Source organism: Bacillus solitudinis (genome assembly GCF_002797395.1).
In the GTDB taxonomy this organism is placed as follows: Bacteria; Bacillota; Bacilli; order Bacillales; family Bacillaceae_D; genus Halalkalibacter_A; species Halalkalibacter_A solitudinis.
The window spans coordinates 2302156-2322809 of the sequence record NZ_KZ454943.1 but is presented as its reverse complement, the minus strand read 5'-3'; the positions used below and the strand labels follow the sequence as shown (position 1 = coordinate 2322809).

General features: G+C 43.1%; 15 protein-coding genes, 10 tRNA genes and 4 rRNA genes. 2 read left to right on the top strand and 27 right to left on the bottom strand.

The window, feature by feature from the left end; genetic code table 11:
• Window positions 1-199: 199 nt before the first annotated feature.
• The 8 genes from tsaD to CEF19_RS11220 all read right to left on the bottom strand — a co-directional run bounded on the left by tsaD (window position 200) and on the right by CEF19_RS11220 (window position 5514).
• Window positions 200-1216 carry a tRNA (adenosine(37)-N6)-threonylcarbamoyltransferase complex transferase subunit TsaD gene (tsaD, locus tag CEF19_RS11255; RefSeq protein WP_100406132.1) on the bottom strand — a complete coding sequence of 339 codons (1017 nt, stop codon included), beginning with the start codon at window positions 1214-1216 and terminating at the stop codon, window positions 200-202.
• Entirely contained in the window at window positions 1203-1670 is a 468-nt protein-coding gene (gene rimI / locus CEF19_RS11250) for a ribosomal protein S18-alanine N-acetyltransferase (protein ID WP_100406131.1), read from the bottom strand. The genes tsaD and rimI overlap by 14 nt, the downstream gene beginning before the upstream one ends.
• The gene (gene tsaB / locus CEF19_RS11245) at window positions 1667-2368 is read right to left on the bottom strand and encodes a tRNA (adenosine(37)-N6)-threonylcarbamoyltransferase complex dimerization subunit type 1 TsaB (RefSeq protein WP_100406130.1); all 702 of its coding nucleotides are present in this window, start codon (window positions 2366-2368) and stop codon (window positions 1667-1669) included. Before tsaB ends, rimI begins: the two co-directional genes overlap by 4 nt.
• Entirely contained in the window at window positions 2365-2820 is a 456-nt protein-coding gene (gene tsaE / locus CEF19_RS11240; RefSeq protein ID WP_100406129.1) for a tRNA (adenosine(37)-N6)-threonylcarbamoyltransferase complex ATPase subunit type 1 TsaE, read from the bottom strand. The genes tsaB and tsaE overlap by 4 nt, the downstream gene beginning before the upstream one ends.
• A gap of 5 nt (window positions 2821-2825) precedes the next feature.
• Complete coding sequence (gene thiL / locus CEF19_RS11235; protein WP_100406128.1) at window positions 2826-3815, bottom strand: thiamine-phosphate kinase; 990 nt, start codon at window positions 3813-3815, stop codon at window positions 2826-2828.
• 221 nt (window positions 3816-4036) lie between these two features.
• Window positions 4037-4110, bottom strand: a tRNA-Met gene (locus CEF19_RS11230).
• Between the two features lie 55 nt (window positions 4111-4165).
• Window positions 4166-4281: ribosomal RNA gene (rrf, locus tag CEF19_RS11225) — 5S ribosomal RNA — on the bottom strand.
• 81 nt (window positions 4282-4362) lie between these two features.
• Window positions 4363-5514 carry a trans-sulfuration enzyme family protein gene (locus CEF19_RS11220; protein ID WP_100406127.1) on the bottom strand — a complete coding sequence of 384 codons (1152 nt, stop codon included), beginning with the start codon at window positions 5512-5514 and terminating at the stop codon, window positions 4363-4365.
• 145 nt (window positions 5515-5659) lie between these two features.
• On the opposite strand from CEF19_RS11220, the gene CEF19_RS11215 reads away from it, so the two are divergent.
• Both CEF19_RS11215 and CEF19_RS11210 read left to right on the top strand, forming a co-directional pair.
• Window positions 5660-6376: an MgtC/SapB family protein gene (locus CEF19_RS11215; RefSeq protein WP_100406126.1), complete on the top strand. Its 717-nt coding sequence runs from the start codon at window positions 5660-5662 to the stop codon at window positions 6374-6376.
• 80 nt (window positions 6377-6456) lie between these two features.
• A complete protein-coding gene (locus tag CEF19_RS11210) occupies window positions 6457-7059 on the top strand; it encodes a DedA family protein (protein WP_100406125.1) in 603 nt (200 codons plus the stop codon).
• Window positions 7060-7196: 137 nt separating this feature from the next.
• Here CEF19_RS11210 and CEF19_RS11205 read toward each other — a convergent pair whose 3' ends face one another.
• The 19 genes from CEF19_RS11205 to CEF19_RS11115 all read right to left on the bottom strand — a co-directional run bounded on the left by CEF19_RS11205 (window position 7197) and on the right by CEF19_RS11115 (window position 20577).
• A complete protein-coding gene (locus CEF19_RS11205) occupies window positions 7197-7322 on the bottom strand; it encodes a hypothetical protein (protein ID WP_264755131.1) in 126 nt (41 codons plus the stop codon).
• Between the two features lie 354 nt (window positions 7323-7676).
• Window positions 7677-8867: a cytochrome P450 gene (locus tag CEF19_RS11200; RefSeq protein WP_100406124.1), complete on the bottom strand. Its 1191-nt coding sequence runs from the start codon at window positions 8865-8867 to the stop codon at window positions 7677-7679.
• Window positions 8864-9868 carry a biotin synthase BioB gene (gene bioB / locus CEF19_RS11195; protein ID WP_100406123.1) on the bottom strand — a complete coding sequence of 335 codons (1005 nt, stop codon included), beginning with the start codon at window positions 9866-9868 and terminating at the stop codon, window positions 8864-8866. The genes CEF19_RS11200 and bioB overlap by 4 nt, the downstream gene beginning before the upstream one ends.
• A 2-nt stretch (window positions 9869-9870) precedes the next feature.
• Window positions 9871-10566: a dethiobiotin synthase gene (bioD, locus tag CEF19_RS11190; RefSeq protein ID WP_100406122.1), complete on the bottom strand. Its 696-nt coding sequence runs from the start codon at window positions 10564-10566 to the stop codon at window positions 9871-9873.
• Window positions 10563-11714, bottom strand: coding sequence for an 8-amino-7-oxononanoate synthase (bioF, locus tag CEF19_RS11185; RefSeq protein WP_100406121.1), 1152 nt, complete (start codon window positions 11712-11714; stop codon window positions 10563-10565). The genes bioD and bioF overlap by 4 nt, the downstream gene beginning before the upstream one ends.
• Window positions 11698-13065: an adenosylmethionine--8-amino-7-oxononanoate transaminase gene (gene bioA / locus CEF19_RS11180; RefSeq protein ID WP_100406120.1), complete on the bottom strand. Its 1368-nt coding sequence runs from the start codon at window positions 13063-13065 to the stop codon at window positions 11698-11700. Before bioA ends, bioF begins: the two co-directional genes overlap by 17 nt.
• Window positions 13046-13828, bottom strand: a complete 783-nt coding sequence (locus CEF19_RS11175; protein ID WP_100406119.1) for a 6-carboxyhexanoate--CoA ligase — start codon at window positions 13826-13828, stop codon at window positions 13046-13048. Before CEF19_RS11175 ends, bioA begins: the two co-directional genes overlap by 20 nt.
• Window positions 13829-14524: 696 nt before the next feature.
• Window positions 14525-14640: ribosomal RNA gene (rrf, locus tag CEF19_RS11170) — 5S ribosomal RNA — on the bottom strand.
• A 158-nt stretch (window positions 14641-14798) separates the two neighbouring features.
• Window positions 14799-17736, bottom strand: a 23S ribosomal RNA gene (locus CEF19_RS11165).
• A 190-nt stretch (window positions 17737-17926) separates the two neighbouring features.
• Window positions 17927-19479: ribosomal RNA gene (locus CEF19_RS11160) — 16S ribosomal RNA — on the bottom strand.
• Together the 16S, 23S and 5S rRNA genes with 9 tRNA genes alongside form the textbook arrangement of a ribosomal RNA operon.
• Window positions 19480-19680: 201 nt before the next feature.
• A tRNA-Ile gene (locus CEF19_RS11155) sits at window positions 19681-19757 on the bottom strand.
• Between the two features lie 51 nt (window positions 19758-19808).
• Window positions 19809-19882 (bottom strand) — tRNA-Gly (locus CEF19_RS11150).
• Window positions 19883-19900: 18 nt separating this feature from the next.
• Window positions 19901-19977: transfer RNA gene (locus CEF19_RS11145), tRNA-Pro, on the bottom strand.
• 29 nt (window positions 19978-20006) lie between these two features.
• A tRNA-Arg gene (locus CEF19_RS11140) sits at window positions 20007-20083 on the bottom strand.
• A 5-nt stretch (window positions 20084-20088) separates the two neighbouring features.
• Window positions 20089-20175: transfer RNA gene (locus tag CEF19_RS11135), tRNA-Leu, on the bottom strand.
• 48 nt (window positions 20176-20223) lie between these two features.
• Window positions 20224-20305: transfer RNA gene (locus tag CEF19_RS11130), tRNA-Leu, on the bottom strand.
• Window positions 20306-20320: 15 nt separating this feature from the next.
• A tRNA-Asp gene (locus tag CEF19_RS11125) sits at window positions 20321-20397 on the bottom strand.
• A gap of 7 nt (window positions 20398-20404) precedes the next feature.
• Window positions 20405-20480 (bottom strand) — tRNA-Val (locus tag CEF19_RS11120).
• A 22-nt stretch (window positions 20481-20502) separates the two neighbouring features.
• Window positions 20503-20577, bottom strand: a tRNA-Glu gene (locus tag CEF19_RS11115).
• Window positions 20578-20654: the final 77 nt, after the last annotated feature.

The following is a 20654-nucleotide window of genomic DNA, read 5'->3' as shown; positions in this document are numbered from 1 at the left end:
TATACCTAGTTTATCCACATAAAAAATTAATCACATGCTTAATCCCTCTACGTAAAGCTTTTTGACCACTATCCACAATATCCACACTATTGTGGATAAATCTGTGTATAACCTTTTTGGGTACACCATTCACTAAAGTTTCTACTAAAAAAACCACGTATTGGTATCTTCTGCACCAATGCGTGGTTTTAAACATTTATTATTGCTGTTCTAAATCTAATCCAGGGTTTCCATTCAAATCATACCCAGAGAAATTCTTATAATTAAACTTAATACTAGCAGCCGCCCCAATCATTGCTGCATTATCTGTACACAATGAAAGGGGTGGAATAATTAAATCAATCTCACTTTCAGTAAATTCTTCTTCTAATTTTGCTCTTAAGCCTTTGTTTGCAGCAACTCCACCAGCTAAGAGAAGTTGCTTTACTCCGTAGTGGTCAGTAGCACGTTTCGTTTTCTTAACCAACACTTCAATAACGCTCGCTTGAAAACTTGCAGCAACATTTTCTACCACAATTTCCTCACCACGTTGCTTATAATTATGCAGGGTGTTAATTACAGATGATTTCAAGCCACTGAAGCTAAAATCAAGAGATTCTGGTTCAAGCCAAGCACGCGGTAAATCAATCGTTGCTTCACCCAACGCAGCCAATCGATCAATATGAGGACCGCCCGGATAAGGTAAACCTAATGTCCTAGCTACCTTATCATAAGCTTCTCCAACGGCATCATCCCGTGTCTCACCAATAACTTCGAACTTCCCGTGTTCCTTCATTAAGACAAGCTCAGTATGACCACCAGAAACTACTAGAGCAACTAAAGGAAATTTCAACTCCCGCACTAAGCGATTTGCGTAAATATGCCCCGCGATGTGATGAACACCGATAAGAGGTAGATTATGAGCAAAGGCCAATGATTTCGCCGCGTTTACACCGATCAGAAGCGCACCAACTAGTCCCGGTCCTTCTGTTACAGCGACTGCTGAGATATCATCCATTGACATCTTTGCCTCTTTTAGTGCCTGTTCAATAATGATGGTTATTTGCTCAACATGATGCCTCGATGCGATTTCTGGTACAACGCCACCGAATCGTTTATGACTTTCGATTTGTGAAGATACGACATTACTAACTATTTCTATTCCGTTACGAATAATCGCTGCTGATGTTTCATCACAGCTTGTCTCAATCGCTAGTATGCATTCATTTGTTTTCATCTATTTTCACCCACATAACTATCGCGTCCTCTGAATTATCCGCATAGTAATTTTTCCGAATGCCACCCTCTTGAAAACCTAATTTACGATAAAGCCCCTGGGCAACAACATTACTCACTCTTACTTCGAGAGACAATCTCTTGACCCCCATTAATGCAACAAATGATTTGGCATAGGACAGTAATCTTTCACCGCGCTTATGACCACGGTAATCGGAGTGAATGGCAATATTGGTCACTTGCGCTTCATCCATTACGACCCATAATCCACAATAACCAATGATTTCCCCATTATAATCATAGACTAGATAATGTGCATACTTATTATTTATTAATTCATTTTCAAACACTGAAGCCGTCCACGGCATTGTAAAAGAATCCATTTCTACCCTGACAATTTGGTCAATATCCTCATCAGTCATTAAACGAATACAGGCTTGTCCTTGTTCAATCATTGTTTCTCTCTCTTTTCTTCCTCAGTTTTTAACCATTTTGCTTCTGCTTCTGCTAGTTGCAAATATTTCGGGACAAAGGTATGAATCGATGTCTCCTCTTCTTTCGTTAACCCCAACCTAGCCAATTCACTCGGTCTAGGTAATACCATCGATTCAAGTGCAAAGTTCGCACGATTGCCAAGACGTTCTTCAATCATATCGCGATGAAGGTCAACATCTTGTCCAATGAAGAGTATCTCTCCCTCTGTTGCTTCTAAAATAGTTAGCCAATCGTCTAGCAAAATTAATTGATCGTTCATCATAGTATCACCATTCTTGTAAAGTCCTGTATACACTTGTCCTCTTCGCGCATCGACTAGCGGCGAAGCCATTCCTTGAAAATAAAACCCACTTTGTGCCATTACTTCTAAGCTAGACACTCCTACAATTGGAATATTTAATGACCAGGCTAGGGTTTTAGCTGTGGTGACACCAATCCGAACTCCCGTATAGGAGCCAGGCCCTGATGCGACAACAATTTTTGTTAAATCTACAGGTTTTACATCTACTTCATTCATTAATTCAGTAATGGCAGGCATGAGACGAATTGAATGGTTTTTTTTAATATTTGTTATAACTTCTCCCAGTACACGCTTCCCATCTATCACCGCTATCCCCATAACAAAGGATGACGTATCGATGGCTAATGTCTTACTCATTTTTCTAGCTCCTCACATAACTGTTGATAACGAGTTCCTTTTGGCGAAACGAGCACTTCACGCTTGTTTTCACCCAGATGATGAAGCTCAATGTCAAGTCGCGCTTCCGGCAATTGATCCTTTATCACGCTCGCCCATTCAATAACAGATACACCATCACCATAAAAATACTCTTCAAGCCCAAGTTCCTCTTGGCCATTTTCCATACGATAGACATCCATATGATAAAGCGGCAGACGCCCTTGATATTCTTTAATAATAGTAAAAGTAGGGCTATTTACATTCCTTTTTATGCCTAAACCTTTGGCTAACCCTTTGGCAAAACTTGTTTTTCCTGCACCTAAATCTCCTTCTAATGTTACCACATCTCCAGCTATGAGTAATTCGCCTAGCTTTTTGGCAAACGCCATTGTTTCTTCGGAAGATTCTGTAGTAAACGTCCATCGCTCCATATTTATCACCTACGTCTGAAATGATTAAAACCTTGTTTATGTAATCTCAACCGTTCTTCCCCTGAAACTGAAAAGACCCCAATTTCTCCTTCTTTCACCAATCCAATTTTCGTTAAACTTATCCCGAATTGTGCACAGTTCGCTACAACTGTCGGATAGTCTTTCTTGTCTATGGTCCCAATTAATTGATAATCTTCTCCACCAAACAGTGCCCAGTCAAGCTTTTGCCTTCTTGTACATTTATTCATTGCAACTGGGAAGGGAAGAGTATCCAAGTCAATTTCTAATTGGACTTGACTGGCCTCTGCGATTTCATTCGCTTCACTCGCTACACCATCACTAATATCATTTAAGGCAATTCTTGATTTTGAACATGCAAATATGCGACCAGCTTGTACTTGCGGAAGCGGTTCCTGATGGGAGCGTACAAGGACTTGCTCATTTTCTGTAAAAGGCCCCATTAAACCTTTACCAAATAAAATGTCTAAACCAGCAGCAGCCCCCCCAATTGTACCAGTTACAAAGACGATATCGCCTGGTTTGGCATTACTTCGGAATAACGTTCTTCCCCGTTCGACTCTTCCAATGACCGTTACTGATAAAATTAATGCGTCTTTTGTTGAAACAGTATCTCCACCAATTAAGTCCATTTTATATGTTTTTGCGATGTCACTCATGCCTTTATATAGTTCGATTAATTCATTTTCTGACCAATTCGAAGGGATTGCAATTGAAACTAGATAATAAGCTGGGATAGCCCCCATAGCCGCTAAATCACTAATATTAGCGACAAGCGCTTTTTTTCCAACTTGTAAAGGGGTTAACGTATCACGACGGAAATGAACTCCTTCTACCATTGTATCGACACAAATGACTTCATCATACTCCGAAGACCCTTTGTAGATGGCAGCATCATCACCAACCCCAATAACTAGAGAGGGTTGATAAGTCTCGCTAGGTGTGACACGATTAATAAATGCAAATTCATCCCTCACTGTATCCACATCCCCCTTTCTCTTTAACCCAATTTAAACCTTAGGACACTTTATTCCTAAGGTTATCTTTCTTATAGTTTATCCGATTTCCTAAAAAATGCCCACTATTTATAATGATATCATAAATCGATTTTAGTAAACCTTTCATGTGACAACATCAACTAATTGACATCGTCATCCACATAAAAAAAACCGAAACAAAGCTGTTTCGATTTTCGGTATTGCGGGGGGAGGATTTGAACCTCCGACCTTCGGGTTATGAGCCCGACGAGCTACCAGACTGCTCCACCCCGCGTCGCTATATAATTACTGGTATAATCTAAGGTTGACTATACGTCTTAAAGAAAAAAGCTTGGCAACGTCCTACTCTCACAGGGGGAATCCCCCAACTACCATCGGCGCAAAAGAGCTTAACGACCGTGTTCGGCATGGGAACGGGTGTGACCTCTTCGCTATCGCCACCAAACTACTTTCTGTGACACAAGATATATCTTACCATAGCATTTCAACCAATGCAATAGTTTTCTAAAAAAAAACGTTAGCATTATTAGCTAACGTTTTCGGCGGCTTCAATCGCTTCAATAAATGTCCCAATAATATCCGCATCATCCTCAATTCCGACAGAAACACGAACCAGCTGCTTCCCTATCCCTAATTCCTTTTGTAACGGTTCAGGAAGGGTTCGATGAGACGTACGAAGTGGATAAGAAACCGTAGTTTCAACTCCAGCAAGAGTGGGAGCAATTTTTATCCAATCCAATGAACGAAAAAACGTGTCAATATCAACTTGTTCACTCAATTGCACAGAAACCATCGCTCCATTCCCCTTTTCTGAGACAAAAGTAGGGTGGTACACCTTCTCGACACCTCTATGCTTCTTTAGCGCATTAGCAAGTACTTTTGCGTTATGCGATTGCCGATCCATTCGTAAACTTAACGTCTTTAACCCTCTACAAGCAAGCCATGCTTCAAAGGGACTGAGATTACAGCCGAGCGTTACAATCTTTGTTTTTGCCTTAGTAATGATTTCTTCTGACCCAACTAGAACACCAGCCGAAACATCACTATGGCCCCCAATGTATTTCGTTGCACTGTGCACGACCAAATCCGCTCCTAATAAGATAGGATTTAACAAATACGGGGTTGCAAAGGTATTATCAATAATTGTCGTAAGTTTATGCTCTTTTGCTAATGAAAAAACCGCTCTTAAGTCTTCAACCCTTAGCAATGGATTTGTAATCGACTCAGTATATAGCAGGACGGTTTTCTCTGAAATGGCTGTTCTTACCTTCTCTAGATTTTCAAAGGAAATGAAGCTTACATCAATCCCTAGGTTCGGAAGTTCTTTCGCAAAAAGTTCGTAAGTTCCACCATAAATATCATCAGCCGCTAGGACATGATCTCCTGGACTTGCACAAGCTAAAACTCCAGCAAGAATGGCAGACATCCCAGAAGAAGTCGCAATTCCATCGCAAGCCCCCTCCAAAAGAGCAATACCCTTGCCTAAATCGTCTGTGTTTGGATTACTATAGCGTGAGTATAGATACTCCTTTTCACCTTTGTAATAGCTCTCCATATCATCTAAATCAGTAAAAACAAATGCTGACGTTTGATAAATTGGCTTCGCTTTACTTTGATTTCGGGCATTTTCCTTTTTTTGAAAATGTACGGTTTTCGTATTAAACTGTTTTTCTATCATAATATGTCCTTCCCCTCACTATACCTTAATTATATTCTAACGTAACATTTGCTTGTTTAAAATGGTTAATCTCGTTCTTATTTCATATCCTATAGTAACAACTATAATATGGTATCACATTCCCAACCTACATTTGGAGGGCACCATGGAATATCTAAATTATGAACTTTTAATTAAGCTGAGCTTATCTTTATTTTTTGGTTTAATTATTGGAATAGATCGCCAAATTAAACATAAGCCTTTAGGTTTAAAGACTAGTATGGTTATTTGCGTAGCCAGTTGCTTAGTGACGATCGTATCTGTAGAAGCCTATATTCGGTATGCCACTGAGGGCATTAACAATATTGACCCAATGCGGCTTGCTGCACAAATAATTAGCGGTGTTGGTTTTCTAGGGGCGGGTGTTATTCTTCGTCGGAGTAATGATGTTATTTCAGGATTAACAACAGCCGCGATGATTTGGGCTGCATCAGGGCTCGGCATTGCGATTGGAGCTGGGTTTTTTATTGAAGCATTCTATTCAGTATTGCTCATCTTATTCGCTGTTAATATCATACCGTATCTTTTAAAAATGATTGGACCTTCCTCATTAAGTCAACAAGATGTCGCCGTTCGTATTGTGATGGAGCCAAATCAACAAATGACTGAGTTACTCGAGGCTATAGAGAGAAAAGGTAAAACCCAAAAAGAAAAAAAGCATTCAAATATGACCATTCGAAAATTAAAGCTGAAAGATTTAGATAATGGGAATCAACAAATTGACTTAACCCTCTCGGTCCCAGAAAAACAGTATACTACGGAGATTTACTATTTAATAAAAAAAATAGAGTTCGTCCTCACCGTCGATGTTGAGCACCTCTAACAAATATTTATTTTTGTTTCTTCTTATAGCTTCAATCGTTATACTAATCATAACACTTAATGAAATGGGCAGATGATTGGATGGAACTAGTTAAAGAAATAATTCTTCAATACGGATACTTTGGTATTCTTCTCGCCCTTGTGGGGGGGATCATCGGATTACCGATTCCAGATGAGATTTTGCTAATCACAATCGGTTATTATGCTTATATTGGAAGATTGACTTTGATTACAGCCTTAATTAGTTCATATATTGGAGCAATTATTGGCATTACCGTAAGTTATCTCCTTGGAATAAAATTAGGATTACCCTTCCTATTAAAATACGGTTCAAAGATAAGAATTACTCCCGCCCGAGTGGAACAAGCGCAATATTTATTTCAGAAACACGGACCTTGGCTTCTCGTAATTGGTTACTTCATTCCTGGCGTTCGTCACATCACGGGCTATCTTGCTGGAATTTCCAAGATGAGATTCCACACATTTATGCTTTATTCTTATGTAGGCGCGTTGATTTGGGTTATCTTATTTATATTAATAGGACATGAACTTGGGGTTAAGTGGTTCTTTATAAAACAGTCCTTTGAGACCTATAAGTTCTTAGTTTATTCGGCTTCTAGTGTTCTATTGGTTGCGATTGCTCTACTCTGCTTGTTCTTTTATCGAAACCGAAAAAAAAGGTGAGGAGGCTACTGAAATTGTTCCAGTAGCCTCCCAATTCCCACGCTTTTTTGTAAACTCGGTCACTTGCTAGCGCATCAAACACATCAGCTTATGCTATTATACGACCGTATATATGAATATTTTCTCCTGCTTTACCTTCAGGGTAGGTAGCCAAGTCCCTTCCATTTCTCATGATGCTCATGGGCTATGATTGCTACAGCTTTTAGTATTTTCTTACTAGAATTTCTTAGTAAATTATAGCCAATTGGTGCATGACTTTTCATAATGTTATACTCCTCACTAACTATCTTCTCCAACAAGTTCACGACCCATGTCAGCTATAAGCATTAGAAGAGCGTCTAGGTTCTTTCATTAGTAATTATCGCAACTTAGTCAAAAATAAGCGACAGCATTTGAGCTTTTTGTATGATGGACCCCTTCCCTGTTTACCAATTCTCGCCTACTAAATCCTTGCAACACAAAAAAAGCACAACCCATTTAGGTTGTACTTTATCTCCTGGCAACTTCTTACTCTCACAATGGCTATTTTTTCATTTCATCATGTTGTTCTTTCAGGGAAAAGTATTGTTGATTGTAAATTTTAATCCTACATCTTTTTTTACAGTTACCTTCTTAGCTCATTTCACGACAAGAGGTAATTCTTTTAACGCTCTAAAACCGACTAAGTGCCTCCAATCAACAGTAGCAACATCAAACTCTAGGGCAGGTGTATTTTTTAAAAAGGCTTGAATGGCCAGCTTTGCTTCTACTCTTGCTAAGGTCGATCCTAAGCAAAAGTGTACGCCTGTTCCAAAAGACAAATGTGAATTAGGTTTTCGCGAAACATCAAAAACATGGGGGTCACGAAATCGCCTAGGGTCGCGATTTGCTGCGCCAATTATGACGTATACCTGGTCTCCCTTATTTATGACAGATGAACCAATCTTCACCTTTTCTGATGCGACACGTGCCGTTAATTGTGTTGGACTCTCACACCTTAAACATTCCTCAATTGCCGCTTCAATGAGGGACGGGTTTTCAGATAGTTGATGGAGCTGATTAGGGTTTGTAACTAAACAGTAAATCGAATTGGCTATTAAATTCACTGTTGTTTCATGCCCTGCGATCAAAAGTAACACACAGGTGGATACTAATTCCTCTTCCGATTCATCCAACAATAAACTGATTATATCGTTTTTTGGATCCTGTTTACGCTTACGAATGAGCTTTCGAAAATACGAGACCATTTCCACAATATTTTTATCACCAGTCACTAGTTCTTCTTCGGACCGTGTTAAATCAATGGTTTGAATCAACGTAAGAGCCCACTCACGAAATTGCTCCTTATCTTCTTCAGGTACACCTAATAATTTCGCGATTACCGTACTCGCCAAAGGAAAAGCAAACTCTGAAATAACATTGAGCTTTTTTTGATTTGTGACATGTTTAAGTAATTCATACGCCTGTTCTTCAATATATGGGTAGAGTGCTTCTAGCGCTCTAGAAGTAAACCGCTCACTGACTAACTTACGTAAACGATGATGGTCAGGGGGATTTTTATAGAGCATCATCTCATTTAAAACCTTCTTTAAATTTTGGTATTTTCTCGTTGTCTCCGGCAGTGGAAGACGAGTTTGAAAACGAACGTCCTTTAGCATAAAGCTTGCTTCTTCATATCCAGTTACATACCACCCTGGATAGTTGAAAAAGCTCCCCTTATAAATCGGATTGATTGAGCGAATATCATCATAAAAAGGATATACATTTTTAATAAGATCTTCCGTCGATATTCGTAAGCTATGAATTTTTCTATCGTTAGACAAGCTCATTCCGCAGCTAAACTCGCTTTCATTTCTTCAATACTTTCAATCTCAAATCCTAAGTCTTGGAGCATCTTATGATCAGCAGATTCCGCTTGACCAGCTGTTGTTAAATAGTTTCCAACAAATATTGAATTTGCGGCATAAAGACCAAGTGGCTGCAAGGCACGAAGATTGACTTCGCGTCCACCAGAAATGCGGATTTCTTTTGCTGGGTTGATAAAGCGGAACAGCGCCAATACTTTTAAACAGTATAGGGGGGTTAATTCATCTACACCTTCTAACGGAGTCCCATCAATCGCATGCAAAAAGTTGACTGGAATTGAATCTGCATCAAGCGCTCGTAAGCTTTTCGCCATATCAACGACGTCTTGGGTCGTTTCCTTCATGCCAACAATCACACCTGAACACGGGGAGAGACCAGATTCCTTTGCCATTTCAACGGTGTTAACTCGATCATTATATGTATGAGACGTTGTAATCGAATCATGGTGACTCTTTGATGTATTAAGATTATGATTATAGCGGTCAACACCTGCTTCTTTTAAACGCTTTGCTTGTTCAGGCTTTAAAAGACCCAGACAGGCGCAAACCTTTAATCCATATCTGTCTTTTATTTCTTTCACCGCGTCAACGACTTGCTCAACTTCACGGTTGGATGGACCTCTTCCACTTGCGACAATACAATACGTTCCAATATTTAAATCATGTGCTCTTTTTGCACCTATGAGAAGGGTTTCCTTATTGACCATTCGATACGAATCAATCGTTGCCTCTGAAATGGAAGATTGCGAACAATAACCACAATTTTCCTGACATAATCCTGACTTGGCATTCATAATCATGTTCAGCTTCACTTTGTTTCCATAATAATGCTTACGAATTTGGTAAGCCGCATGCATTAATAACAGTACTTCTTCATCGGGACATTCGAGAATCGAATATGCCTCTTTATTCGTTAACTCTTGTCCTTGTAACACTTTTTCAGAAAGCTCAGCCCATTTCATCACTTTCATCCCTCCAATTCGTTGTAAAAAATTGATAAATTCACATAATCCTTCACTAAGCGCTTCCTATTCTCTGCGTTTAAATCCTTTATTCTCGGCGTGATCCCTAAAATCGGCACTCCACACATGTCTTCGATTACCTTTGGACTGGTCTTTTCCGCCAAATCTGGTGTATCGCTCAAACCATTAATAACAATTCCACATATTGTTAAACCGATTTTTTTCGCGTATTCGATGGTTAAGAATGTATGGTTAATCGTTCCTAAGTTCGGTCTTGCCACAATGACAACAGGGAGATTTAGCGCTTTTATAACGTCACTTACTAAAAAATCTTTCCCTAGTGGTACGGCAATTCCCCCAGCTCCTTCGGCTATAAAAAACGAATGCATATGCCGAATTTGCTCCCAGTGTTGCATAATCTGTTCAAGACCAATGTTTGTTTCTTCAAACACTTGGGCAACACTTGGAGCCAAAGGTTCTTTAAACTGAAAGGGTGTAATTTCTCCAAGGGTTAAGGTCGTTTCAGACATGTGCTTCAGCCAATACGTATCACTGTCGGGATCTTCCCGTTTGACGCCGCTCAACATCGGCTTAAACACGCCAACATCTATTCCTTGATCCTTTAATACACCAGCCATTCCACTAGAAATGACTGTTTTTCCAACGTTCGTATCCGTGCCCGTTATAAAGACGCCTCTCACATCTTCACCTCAAGTCCCTTTATTGATTTAAACGCATGAATGAGCTGAACGATTTCAGCTTCGGAATGATCCGTAGTTACAGTTAAACGAATACGGCTCTCTCCCTCCGGTACAGTTGGCGGACGAATGGCTGGAGCGAAGATGTTATAGTCTTGAAGCTTTTTCGCAAATGAAACGGTTTCTTCAGCCCCACCAATGATGACAGGAATAATCGGGGTTTCCTCCCCTTTGACGTTATATCCTAGGTCTTCTAGAGCCATCTTGATTTTATTTATCTTGCGCTTCAAGGACTTTCTTATTTCGGAATCTTGTTCAATGATTTCAATCGCTGCATAGGAAGCTGCACACATGCTTGGTGAGATTGCTGTTTGAAAAATAAAGGTTCTAGCATGATTGAGTAAAAACTCTCGTAGATGCTTTGAACCAGCAACAAATCCGCCTTCTGTTCCAATGGCTTTACTTAATGTACCAATCATCACATCTGGTTTTACGCCAAAATGTTCACAAGTTCCCCGTCCGCCATTACCTAAAACACCCGTACCATGGGCATCATCAACGATTACGTAAGCATGATAGGATTTTGCTAGTAACATGATTTCATCTAATTGCGCAAGATCACCATCCATACTAAACACACCATCTGTAACAATAAAGCGACGCTGAAAGGATTGAGAGACTCGTAGCTTTTCTTCAAGATCATTCATATTTCCGTGCTGGTAGACAATTGTTTCTGCTTTCGAAAGTCGGCAGCCATCGATAATGCTTGCGTGGTTGAGCTCATCACTTAGAATGACATCTCCGGCTTCAGGTAAAGAAGAAAGAATACCAACATTTGCGAGGTATCCGCTTGAAAATAGTAGAGATGCTTCGGCTTGCTTAAAGGAGGCAATCTTTTTTTCGAGCAGCTCATGCCATTTCGTATTACCGGTTGTTAGCCTAGACCCGGTGCTCCCGGTACCAAACTGATGAAGAATTGTTTCAGCTGCATCAATCAACCGTTCATCACGAGACAAGCCTAAATAATTGTTAGAGGAAAAAATGAGCTTCTTTCGCTGATTCACGTCTATAACAGGCAACGTACGATATAAGCCTTTTTCCTTTATTTTCGTCACTCTTTCCGATAACCATGAATCAAACGTCCTGTCCACTGAGAATGGCCTCCTCTTGTGGTATGACCTCAATAGCTATTTTCATGATATTGACCATTAATTGTAGTTCCCTTTTCGTACTAACAAGTGGTGGCATAAAGACGATAACATTCCCCATAGGTCTTGTTAGCATCCCGAGCTCTCTCATTTTCAACGAAACGCGGTAGCCTATTCGTTTCTCGAGTGGATAAGGTTCTTTTGTCGCCTTATCCTGCACAAGCTCAATCCCACACATCAGCCCAAGCTGTCTAATGTCACCAACATGAGGCAAAGACGCTAGCTCTTCTAGCATTTCTTTAAGTTGCTCTGACTTTTTTGCAACGTTCTTAACAATCGAGTCAGTTTGAAACAACCGTAAATTTTCAAGTGCAACCGCACAGCCTAACTGATTGCCGGTATAGGAGTGTCCATGAAAAAAGGTTTTTAATGTTTCATAATCATCATAAAAGGCCTCATAGATCTTTTCTGACGTAAACGTTACGGCGATCGGTAAATACCCCCCTGTAATGCCTTTGCCTGCTGCCATTAAATCCGGCTGAACTTGCTCATGTTCACAAGCAAACATTTTCCCTGTCCGTCCAAAGCCGGTTGCAACTTCATCGACAATCATCAGCACATCATACTTTGTACAAAGTTCCCGAACTCCTGATAGGAAACCCTTTGGCATGACAATCATACCTGCTGCCCCTTGAACCATAGACTCAATCGAAAGTGCTGCAATTTCGTCATGGCGTTCCATTAATAATTCCTCAAGCCTCTGTAAGCATTCATCACGACAGAGACTCGGGTCTCCGCTATCTGAGCGATAAACGTAAGGATAGGGCACTTTATAACTTTTAAACATTAACGCTCCATAAACATGATGAAAAAGATCAATGGCTCCTAAACTTACTGCCCCAATCGTATCTCCATGATATCCGTTCTGCATCGAGATAAAGATTTGCTTCTCTTGTCTCCCAATATTTTTCCAATATTGAAATGCCATTTTCAAAGCAATTTCCATGGCTTCAGCGCCGCTATCGGAATAAAACACACGCGTTAATTTGTCTGGTGTAATTTCAATCAGCTTTTCCGCAAGCTCAGTTGCCGGAACATTCGTCATTCCTAATAGCGTGGAATGTGCAATTTTCTCTAGCTGATTTTTAATGGCTTCATCTAATTCCTTCTTACGATGACCATGGACATTTAGCCAAACAGATGAAAAACCATCATAGTACTCTTTACCATGAATATCCTTCACTTTAATTCCTTCACCACTTTCAATAATCAGTGGGTCTTGGTCATAATCTTTCATCTGTGTAAAGGGTAACCATAAATGCTTTTTACTTTTTTCAATTAATTTGTGTGTCATTCTCCACCCCCCAATCTAGAAATATTGGCTTTTTTTCAAGGTAATCGATATAGGCTTCTATGTTTTTACAACGATTAACGAAAAAAACACGTCCTCCGCTTTTATCTCCATATTCCTTAAGTTTTGAAATTCGTTGATATCCTAGCTTTTTACTTGCAACATACCCCGTAATATAATCTGGGTCGTCGGACCAACACAATTCCGCAACCGTATCAGAGTGGTTGGCTACTTTTGTTGCTAAGGTCATGGCTTCTTTTACTCTACTAGTGAGTGGAAGCTGATTTTTTTCCGCCCATCTTTCAAAATTTTGCTGCTCCCAATCCATTCGTGACACGCGTATTCCTTTTTTCTCTCTTGTATCTATTCGTTTATCCGAATGAATATCAAAAATAATGGCTCCCCTAAGTCCACCATGCTGTTCAAGCAGAGTGAAAGTTTGGTGAATGACCTTTCTATGAATCCCACATTTTTCTAATAAATTTGCTGCTACAACACGTCCTTCATGAAAACTAGAGACACGGTTTGTTTGACTATGTAATGGAGAAAGATACGTAAGAGATTCCCTTACAAGCTCTACTTGTACTTGCAAAAAATCGGGATTGCCTCTCGAGTGAGTTAGGGCCTTGTCTACTAAAGTGATGACCCTATCTTTTACTTCAGGATAAGGAACGAGCTTTTCTCCCCCTGAAATATGCTTACCACCTTCTTCGTGTTTCCCCCCCTTTGCGGCTCTCATTCTTACACTATAGATGTCATGCTGCATAAACCTTCCCCTTTTCCCTTTCATTTAAAAAATACGATTTAAGGTCAAGTCTATTTGTTAACCTATTTTTAAAAAAGGTTTACATTAATATTAGATATGTTAACCAATTTTGTCAACGAGTTAACGATATATAGAATCAAGGAATACGGAAAAAGCATAACCCATTGGGCTATGCTTTTTCTGCCTAGCAACATCCTGCTTGTTTTATAAAGTACTCTGCTACTCCTCAAATTATAGTCGCTCTTCTATTTGAAGATTATCAATAGAGGGACCATACTCGACATGTACTACCAATTTCAATTCAATTTATATAGATTGTTGCATACGTATCAGCGATCACTCGATCTGCTCGTGGTGTGCTGACTTCACTCAGAACGACCATGACCCTAATTTTTTATAAATTTTAACCTTACAATTAAATTGTGAGCGCATTCTTTTTATTTCGTAATCCTAAAACTTTAAGATATTATCCTAAAATTCCACACGAAAACTTATAAATAAATTGTGTATCTAAATTTATACATAAATCTTTTCTAAATCCTTTTCCACTTACCCACATCTTTCACAAGAACAAGAGGAACACAATCAGCATACCTTTTTAGGGTGACTTTTTGTCTAACTCAGCTTTTTTGCCACAATATAAATCTAACTCTTAGAAAATAAAAAAAGCACAATCCATTTGGATTGTGCTTTATCGCCTGGCAACGTCCTACTCTCACAGGGGGAAGCCCCCAACTACCATTGGCGCAAAAGAGCTTAACGACCGTGTTCGGCATGGGAACGGGTGTGACCTCTTCGCTATCGCCACCAAGCTTACGACCTGATTATACTTCCTAGCTAGCTTGCGACGAGTAGCGCAGCACGCAGGAGTGTAGACCAAGTAGCTTTGTCTTGATGTTAAATCAAGATGTAATTGAAAGAATAATTCTCTCAAAACTAGATAATGTGTAAACATTCATGTCAAGAAATATTGGATAAGTCCTCGACCGATTAGTATCTGTCAGCTCCACGTGTCGCCACGCTTCCACACCAGACCTATCAACCTCATCATCTTTGAGGGGTCTTACTGGATTACTCCATGGGAAATCTCATCTCGAGGGGGGCTTCATGCTTAGATGCTTTCAGCACTTATCCCTTCCACACGTAGCTACCCAGCGATGCTCCTGGCGGAACAACTGGTACACCAGCGGTGTGTCCATCCCGGTCCTCTCGTACTAAGGACAGCTCCTCTCAAATTTCCTGCGCCCGCGACGGATAGGGACCGAACTGTCTCACGACGTTCTGAACCCAGCTCGCGTACCGCTTTAATGGGCGAACAGCCCAACCCTTGGGACCTACTTCAGCCCCAGGATGCGATGAGCCGACATCGAGGTGCCAAACCTCCCCGTCGATGTGGACTCTTGGGGGAGATAAGCCTGTTATCCCCAGGGTAGCTTTTATCCGTTGAGCGATGGCCCTTCCATGCGGAACCACCGGATCACTAAGCCCGACTTTCGTCCCTGCTCGACTTGTAGGTCTCGCAGTCAAGCTCCCTTATGCCTTTGCACTCTACGAATGATTTCCAACCATTCTGAGGGAACCTTTGGGCGCCTCCGTTACTGTTTAGGAGGCGACCGCCCCAGTCAAACTGCCCACCTGACACTGTCCCTGAACCGGATCACGGTCCGAGGTTAGAATGTCAGCACAGTCAGGGTAGTATCCCACCGACGCCTCCACGTAAGCTGGCGCTCACGCTTCCAAGGCTCCTACCTATCCTGTACAAACTGTACCAACATCCAATATCAAGCTACAGTAAAGCTCCATGGGGTCTTTCCGTCCTGTCGCGGGTAACCTGCATCTTCACAGGTACTATAATTTCACCGGGTCTCTCGTTGAGACAGTATCCAAATCGTTACACCATTCGTGCGGGTCGGAACTTACCCGACAAGGAATTTCGCTACCTTAGGACCGTTATAGTTACGGCCGCCGTTTACTGGGGCTTCAATTCAGAGCTTCTCCTAAAAGGATAACCCCTCCTCTTAACCTTCCAGCACCGGGCAGGTGTCAGCCCCTATACTTCGCCTTGCGGCTTCGCAGAGACCTGTGTTTTTGCTAAACAGTCGCTTGGATCTATTCACTGCGGCTCTCTCGGGCTTGCACCCTACTAGAGCACCCCTTCTCCCGAAGTTACGGGGTCATTTTGCCGAGTTCCTTAACGAGAGTTCTCCCGCGCGTCTTAGAATTCTCTTCTCGCCTACCTGTGTCGGTTTGCGGTACGGGCACCTCTCACCTCGCTAGAGGCTTTTCTAGGCAGTGTAGGATCAGGAACTTCGGTACTTAATTTCCCTCGCCATCACAGCTCAGCCTTCGCGAGAAGCGGATTTGCCTACTTCTCAGCCTAACTGCTTGGACGCACATATCCATCAGTGCGCTTACCCTACCTTACTGCGTCCCCCCATTACTCAAACGGTGAGGAGGTGGTACAGGAATTTCAACCTGTTGTCCATCGCCTACGCCTTTCGGCCTCGGCTTAGGTCCCGACTTACCCTGAGCGGACGAGCCTTCCTCAGGAAACCTTGGGCTTTCGACGGAGGGGATTCTCACCCCTCTTTTCGCTACTCATACCGGCATTCTCACTTCTAAGCGCTCCACCAGTCCTCTCGGTCTGACTTCGCTGCACTTAGAACGCTCCCCTACCACTGACACCATACGGTGTCAATCCATAGCTTCGGTGATACGTTTAGCCCCGGTACATTTTCGGCGCAGAGTCACTCGACCAGTGAGCTATTACGCACTCTTTAAATGGTGGCTGCTTCTAAGCCAACATCCTGGTTGTCTGGGCAACTCCACATCCTTTTCCACTTAACGTATACTTTGGGACCTTAGCTGATGGTCTGGGCTGTTTCCCTCTTGACTACGGATCTTAGCACTCGCAGTCTGACTCCCGAGGATAAGTAATTGGCATTCGGAGTTTGACTGAATTCGGTAATCCTGTGGGGACCCCTAGTTCAATCAGTGCTCTACCTCCAATACTCTTACCTCGAGGCTAGCCCTAAAGCTATTTCGGGGAGAACCAGCTATTTCCGAGTTCGATTGGCATTTCACCCCTACCCACACCTCATCCCCGCACTTTTCAACGTGCGTGGGTTCGGGCCTCCATTCAGTGTTACCTGAACTTCACCCTGGACATGGGTAGATCACACGGTTTCGGGTCTACGACCACGTACTATGGCGCCCTATTCAGACTCGCTTTCGCTACGGCTCCGCCTTATCAGCTTAACCTTGCACGGGATCGTAACTCGCCGGTTCATTCTACAAAAGGCACGCTGTCACCCATTAACGGGCTCCAACTAGTTGTAGGCACACGGTTTCAGGATCTGTTTCACTCCCCTTCCGGGGTGCTTTTCACCTTTCCCTCACGGTACTGGTTCACTATCGGTCACTAGGGAGTATTTAGCCTTGGGAGATGGTCCTCCCGGATTCCGACGGGGTTTCACGTGTCCCGCCGTACTCAGGATCCGTCTCGGAGAGAAGGGCATTTCGGTTACAGGATTGTTACCTTCTATGATGGGCCTTTCCAGACCGCTTCACCTATGCTCTTCTTTTCTGACTCCGTATGAGACGTCCTACAACCCCAAGAGGCAAGCCTCTTGGTTTGGGCTGTTTCCGTTTCGCTCGCCGCTACTTAGGAAATCGCATTTGCTTTCTCTTCCTCTGGGTACTTAGATGTTTCAGTTCCCCAGGTCTGCCTCCTCGTATCCTATGTATTCAGATACGGGTATCATCCCATTACGGATGATGGGTTCCCCCATTCGGATATCCTCGGATCAAAGCTTACTTACAGCTCCCCGAGGCGTTTCGTCGTTCGTCACGTCCTTCTTCGGCTCCTAGTGCCAAGGCATTCACCGTGCGCCCTTTCTAACTTAACCAAATTAAAAAAGGTTTTTGTTTAATCGTCTCCGATTAAACATGAATTTTCTTGACTTTCATGTTTACATTTCATTATCTAGTTTTCAAAGAACTATCCTATAGAAAGAACAAAAGTTCCTTCAAAACTGAACAAAAGACCAAAGCGTATATGACCTACGTCATATATCGACTAGAGTAAAAACTCCATAGAAAGGAGGTGATCCAGCCGCACCTTCCGATACGGCTACCTTGTTACGACTTCACCCCAATCATCTGTCCCACCTTAGGCGGCTGGCTCCATAAAGGTTACCCCACCGACTTCGGGTGTTACAAACTCTCGTGGTGTGACGGGCGGTGTGTACAAGGCCCGGGAACGTATTCACCGCGGCATGCTGATCCGCGATTACTAGCAATTCCGGCTTCATGTAGGCGAGTTGCAGCCTACAATCCGAACTGAGAATGGCTTTCTGGGATTGGCTCCACCTCGCGGCTTCGCAACCCTTTGTACCATCCATTGTAGCACGTGTGTAGCCCAGGTCATAAGGGGCATGATGATTTGACGTCATCCCCACCTTCCTCCGGTTTATCACCGGCAGTCACCTTAGAGTGCCCAACTAAATGCTGGCAACTAAGGTCAAGGGTTGCGCTCGTTGCGGGACTTAACCCAACATCTCACGACACGAGCTGACGACAACCATGCACCACCTGTCACTTTGTCCCCCGAAGGGGAAAGCCCTATCTCTAGGGTGGTCAAAGGATGTCAAGACCTGGTAAGGTTCTTCGCGTTGCTTCGAATTAAACCACATGCTCCACTGCTTGTGCGGGCCCCCGTCAATTCCTTTGAGTTTCAGCCTTGCGGCCGTACTCCCCAGGCGGAGTGCTTAATGTGTTAACTTCGGCACTAAGGGCATCGAAACCCCTAACACCTAGCACTCATCGTTTACGGCGTGGACTACCAGGGTATCTAATCCTGTTTGCTCCCCACGCTTTCGCGCCTCAGCGTCAGTTACAGACCAGAGAGTCGCCTTCGCCACTGGTGTTCCTCCACATATCTACGCATTTCACCGCTACACGTGGAATTCCACTCTCCTCTTCTGTACTCAAGTCTCCCAGTTTCCAATGACCCTCCCCGGTTGAGCCGGGGGCTTTCACATCAGACTTAAAAGACCGCCTGCGCGCGCTTTACGCCCAATAATTCCGGACAACGCTTGCCACCTACGTATTACCGCGGCTGCTGGCACGTAGTTAGCCGTGGCTTTCTGGTTAGGTACCGTCAAGGTGCCGCCCTATTTGAACGACACTTGTTCTTCCCTAACAACAGAGCTTTACGATCCGAAAACCTTCATCACTCACGCGGCGTTGCTCCGTCAGACTTTCGTCCATTGCGGAAGATTCCCTACTGCTGCCTCCCGTAGGAGTCTGGGCCGTGTCTCAGTCCCAGTGTGGCCGATCACCCTCTCAGGTCGGCTACGCATCGTCGCCTTGGTAAGCCGTTACCTTACCAACTAGCTAATGCGCCGCGGGCCCATCCCTTAGTGATAGCCGGAGCCATCTTTGAGAACATGCGCATGAACGCTCGTTCTATCATCCGGTATTAGCACCGATTTCTCGATGTTATCCCGGTCTAAGGGGCAGGTTGCCCACGTGTTACTCACCCGTCCGCCGCTAACCTTTAGGAGCAAGCTCCTAAAGGTCCGCTCGACTTGCATGTATTAGGCACGCCGCCAGCGTTCGTCCTGAGCCAGGATCAAACTCTCCATAAAAGTGTTTGAGTTGTTTTACCAACAGGCTCAAAAATATCGCTAACGATATTACATAATAAATTGACGAGATTTGATTTATCGAAATAAAACAATCTCTATTTTTTCGCTTGGCTATTGTTCAGTTTTCAAAGAACTTTTTTGTCGTTTTTAGCGACTTGAATAACTTAACACACATTTTGTTAATGTGTCAATACTTTTTTTTGGTGGGCCTGAGTGGACTCGAACCACCGACCTCACGCTTATCAGGCGTGCGCTCTAACCAGCTGAGCTACAGGCCCCTAGTAAAAGGGCATAAAAAAAGTACTTTCATTAAATTATTTAGTTTTAAATGGAGCGGGTGATGAGAATCGAACTCACATCATCAGCTTGGAAGGCTGAGGTTTTACCACTAAACTACACCCGCATAATATAATAAACATGATGGTCGGGAAGACAGGATTTGAACCTGCGACCCCCTGGTCCCAAACCAGGTGCTCTACCAAGCTGAGCCACTTCCCGATAACTAAAATACATATAAACATAAAAATTGGCGCGCCCTGAGAGATTCGAACTCCCGACCTTTTGATTCGTAGTCAAACACTCTATCCAGCTGAGCTAAGGGCGCATTTTTGGTGCGGTTGAGAGGACTCGAACCTCCACGGGGTTATCCCCCACTAGGCCCTCAACCTAGCGCGTCTGCCATTCCGCCACAACCGCTTAAGCGATTAACTATATATATAACTATCCTTAATTACGTTATTAAGATGCGGGTGAAGGGACTTGAACCCCCACGTCATAAGACACTAGATCCTAAGTCTAGCGCGTCTGCCAATTCCGCCACACCCGCAAATATGATATTAATTGGCGGTCCGGACGGGACTCGAACCCGCGACCTCCTGCGTGACAGGCAGGCATTCTAACCAACTGAACTACCGGACCAACTATATGGTGGAGGATGACGGGTTCGAACCGCCGACCCCCTGCTTGTAAGGCAGGTGCTCTCCCAGCTGAGCTAATCCTCCACACTTAATCTTAAACGAAATTTGGTGACCCGTACGGGAATCGAACCCGTGATACCGCCGTGAAAGGGCGGTGTCTTAACCGCTTGACCAACGGGCCACAATTATGGCGGAGAAGGAGGGATTTGAACCCTCGCGCCGCGTAAACGACCTACACCCTTAGCAGGGGCGCCCCTT

Coding starts and splice junctions, on each gene's coding strand:
- tsaB (WP_100406130.1), bottom strand. CDS start 2,368: ATGAGTAAGACATTAGCCATCGATACGTCATCCTTTGTTATGGGGATA.
- rimI (WP_100406131.1), bottom strand. CDS start 1,670: ATGATTGAACAAGGACAAGCCTGTATTCGTTTAATGACTGATGAGGAT.
- CEF19_RS11200 (WP_100406124.1), bottom strand. CDS start 8,867: ATGAGCTTGTCTAACGATAGAAAAATTCATAGCTTACGAATATCGACG.
- CEF19_RS11215 (WP_100406126.1), top strand. CDS start 5,660: ATGGAATATCTAAATTATGAACTTTTAATTAAGCTGAGCTTATCTTTA.
- CEF19_RS11175 (WP_100406119.1), bottom strand. CDS start 13,828: ATGCAGCATGACATCTATAGTGTAAGAATGAGAGCCGCAAAGGGGGGG.
- CEF19_RS11210 (WP_100406125.1), top strand. CDS start 6,457: ATGGAACTAGTTAAAGAAATAATTCTTCAATACGGATACTTTGGTATT.
- tsaD (WP_100406132.1), bottom strand. CDS start 1,216: ATGAAAACAAATGAATGCATACTAGCGATTGAGACAAGCTGTGATGAA.
- tsaE (WP_100406129.1), bottom strand. CDS start 2,820: ATGGAGCGATGGACGTTTACTACAGAATCTTCCGAAGAAACAATGGCG.
- CEF19_RS11220 (WP_100406127.1), bottom strand. CDS start 5,514: ATGATAGAAAAACAGTTTAATACGAAAACCGTACATTTTCAAAAAAAG.
- CEF19_RS11205 (WP_264755131.1), bottom strand. CDS start 7,322: ATGAAAAGTCATGCACCAATTGGCTATAATTTACTAAGAAATTCTAGT.
- bioA (WP_100406120.1), bottom strand. CDS start 13,065: ATGACACACAAATTAATTGAAAAAAGTAAAAAGCATTTATGGTTACCC.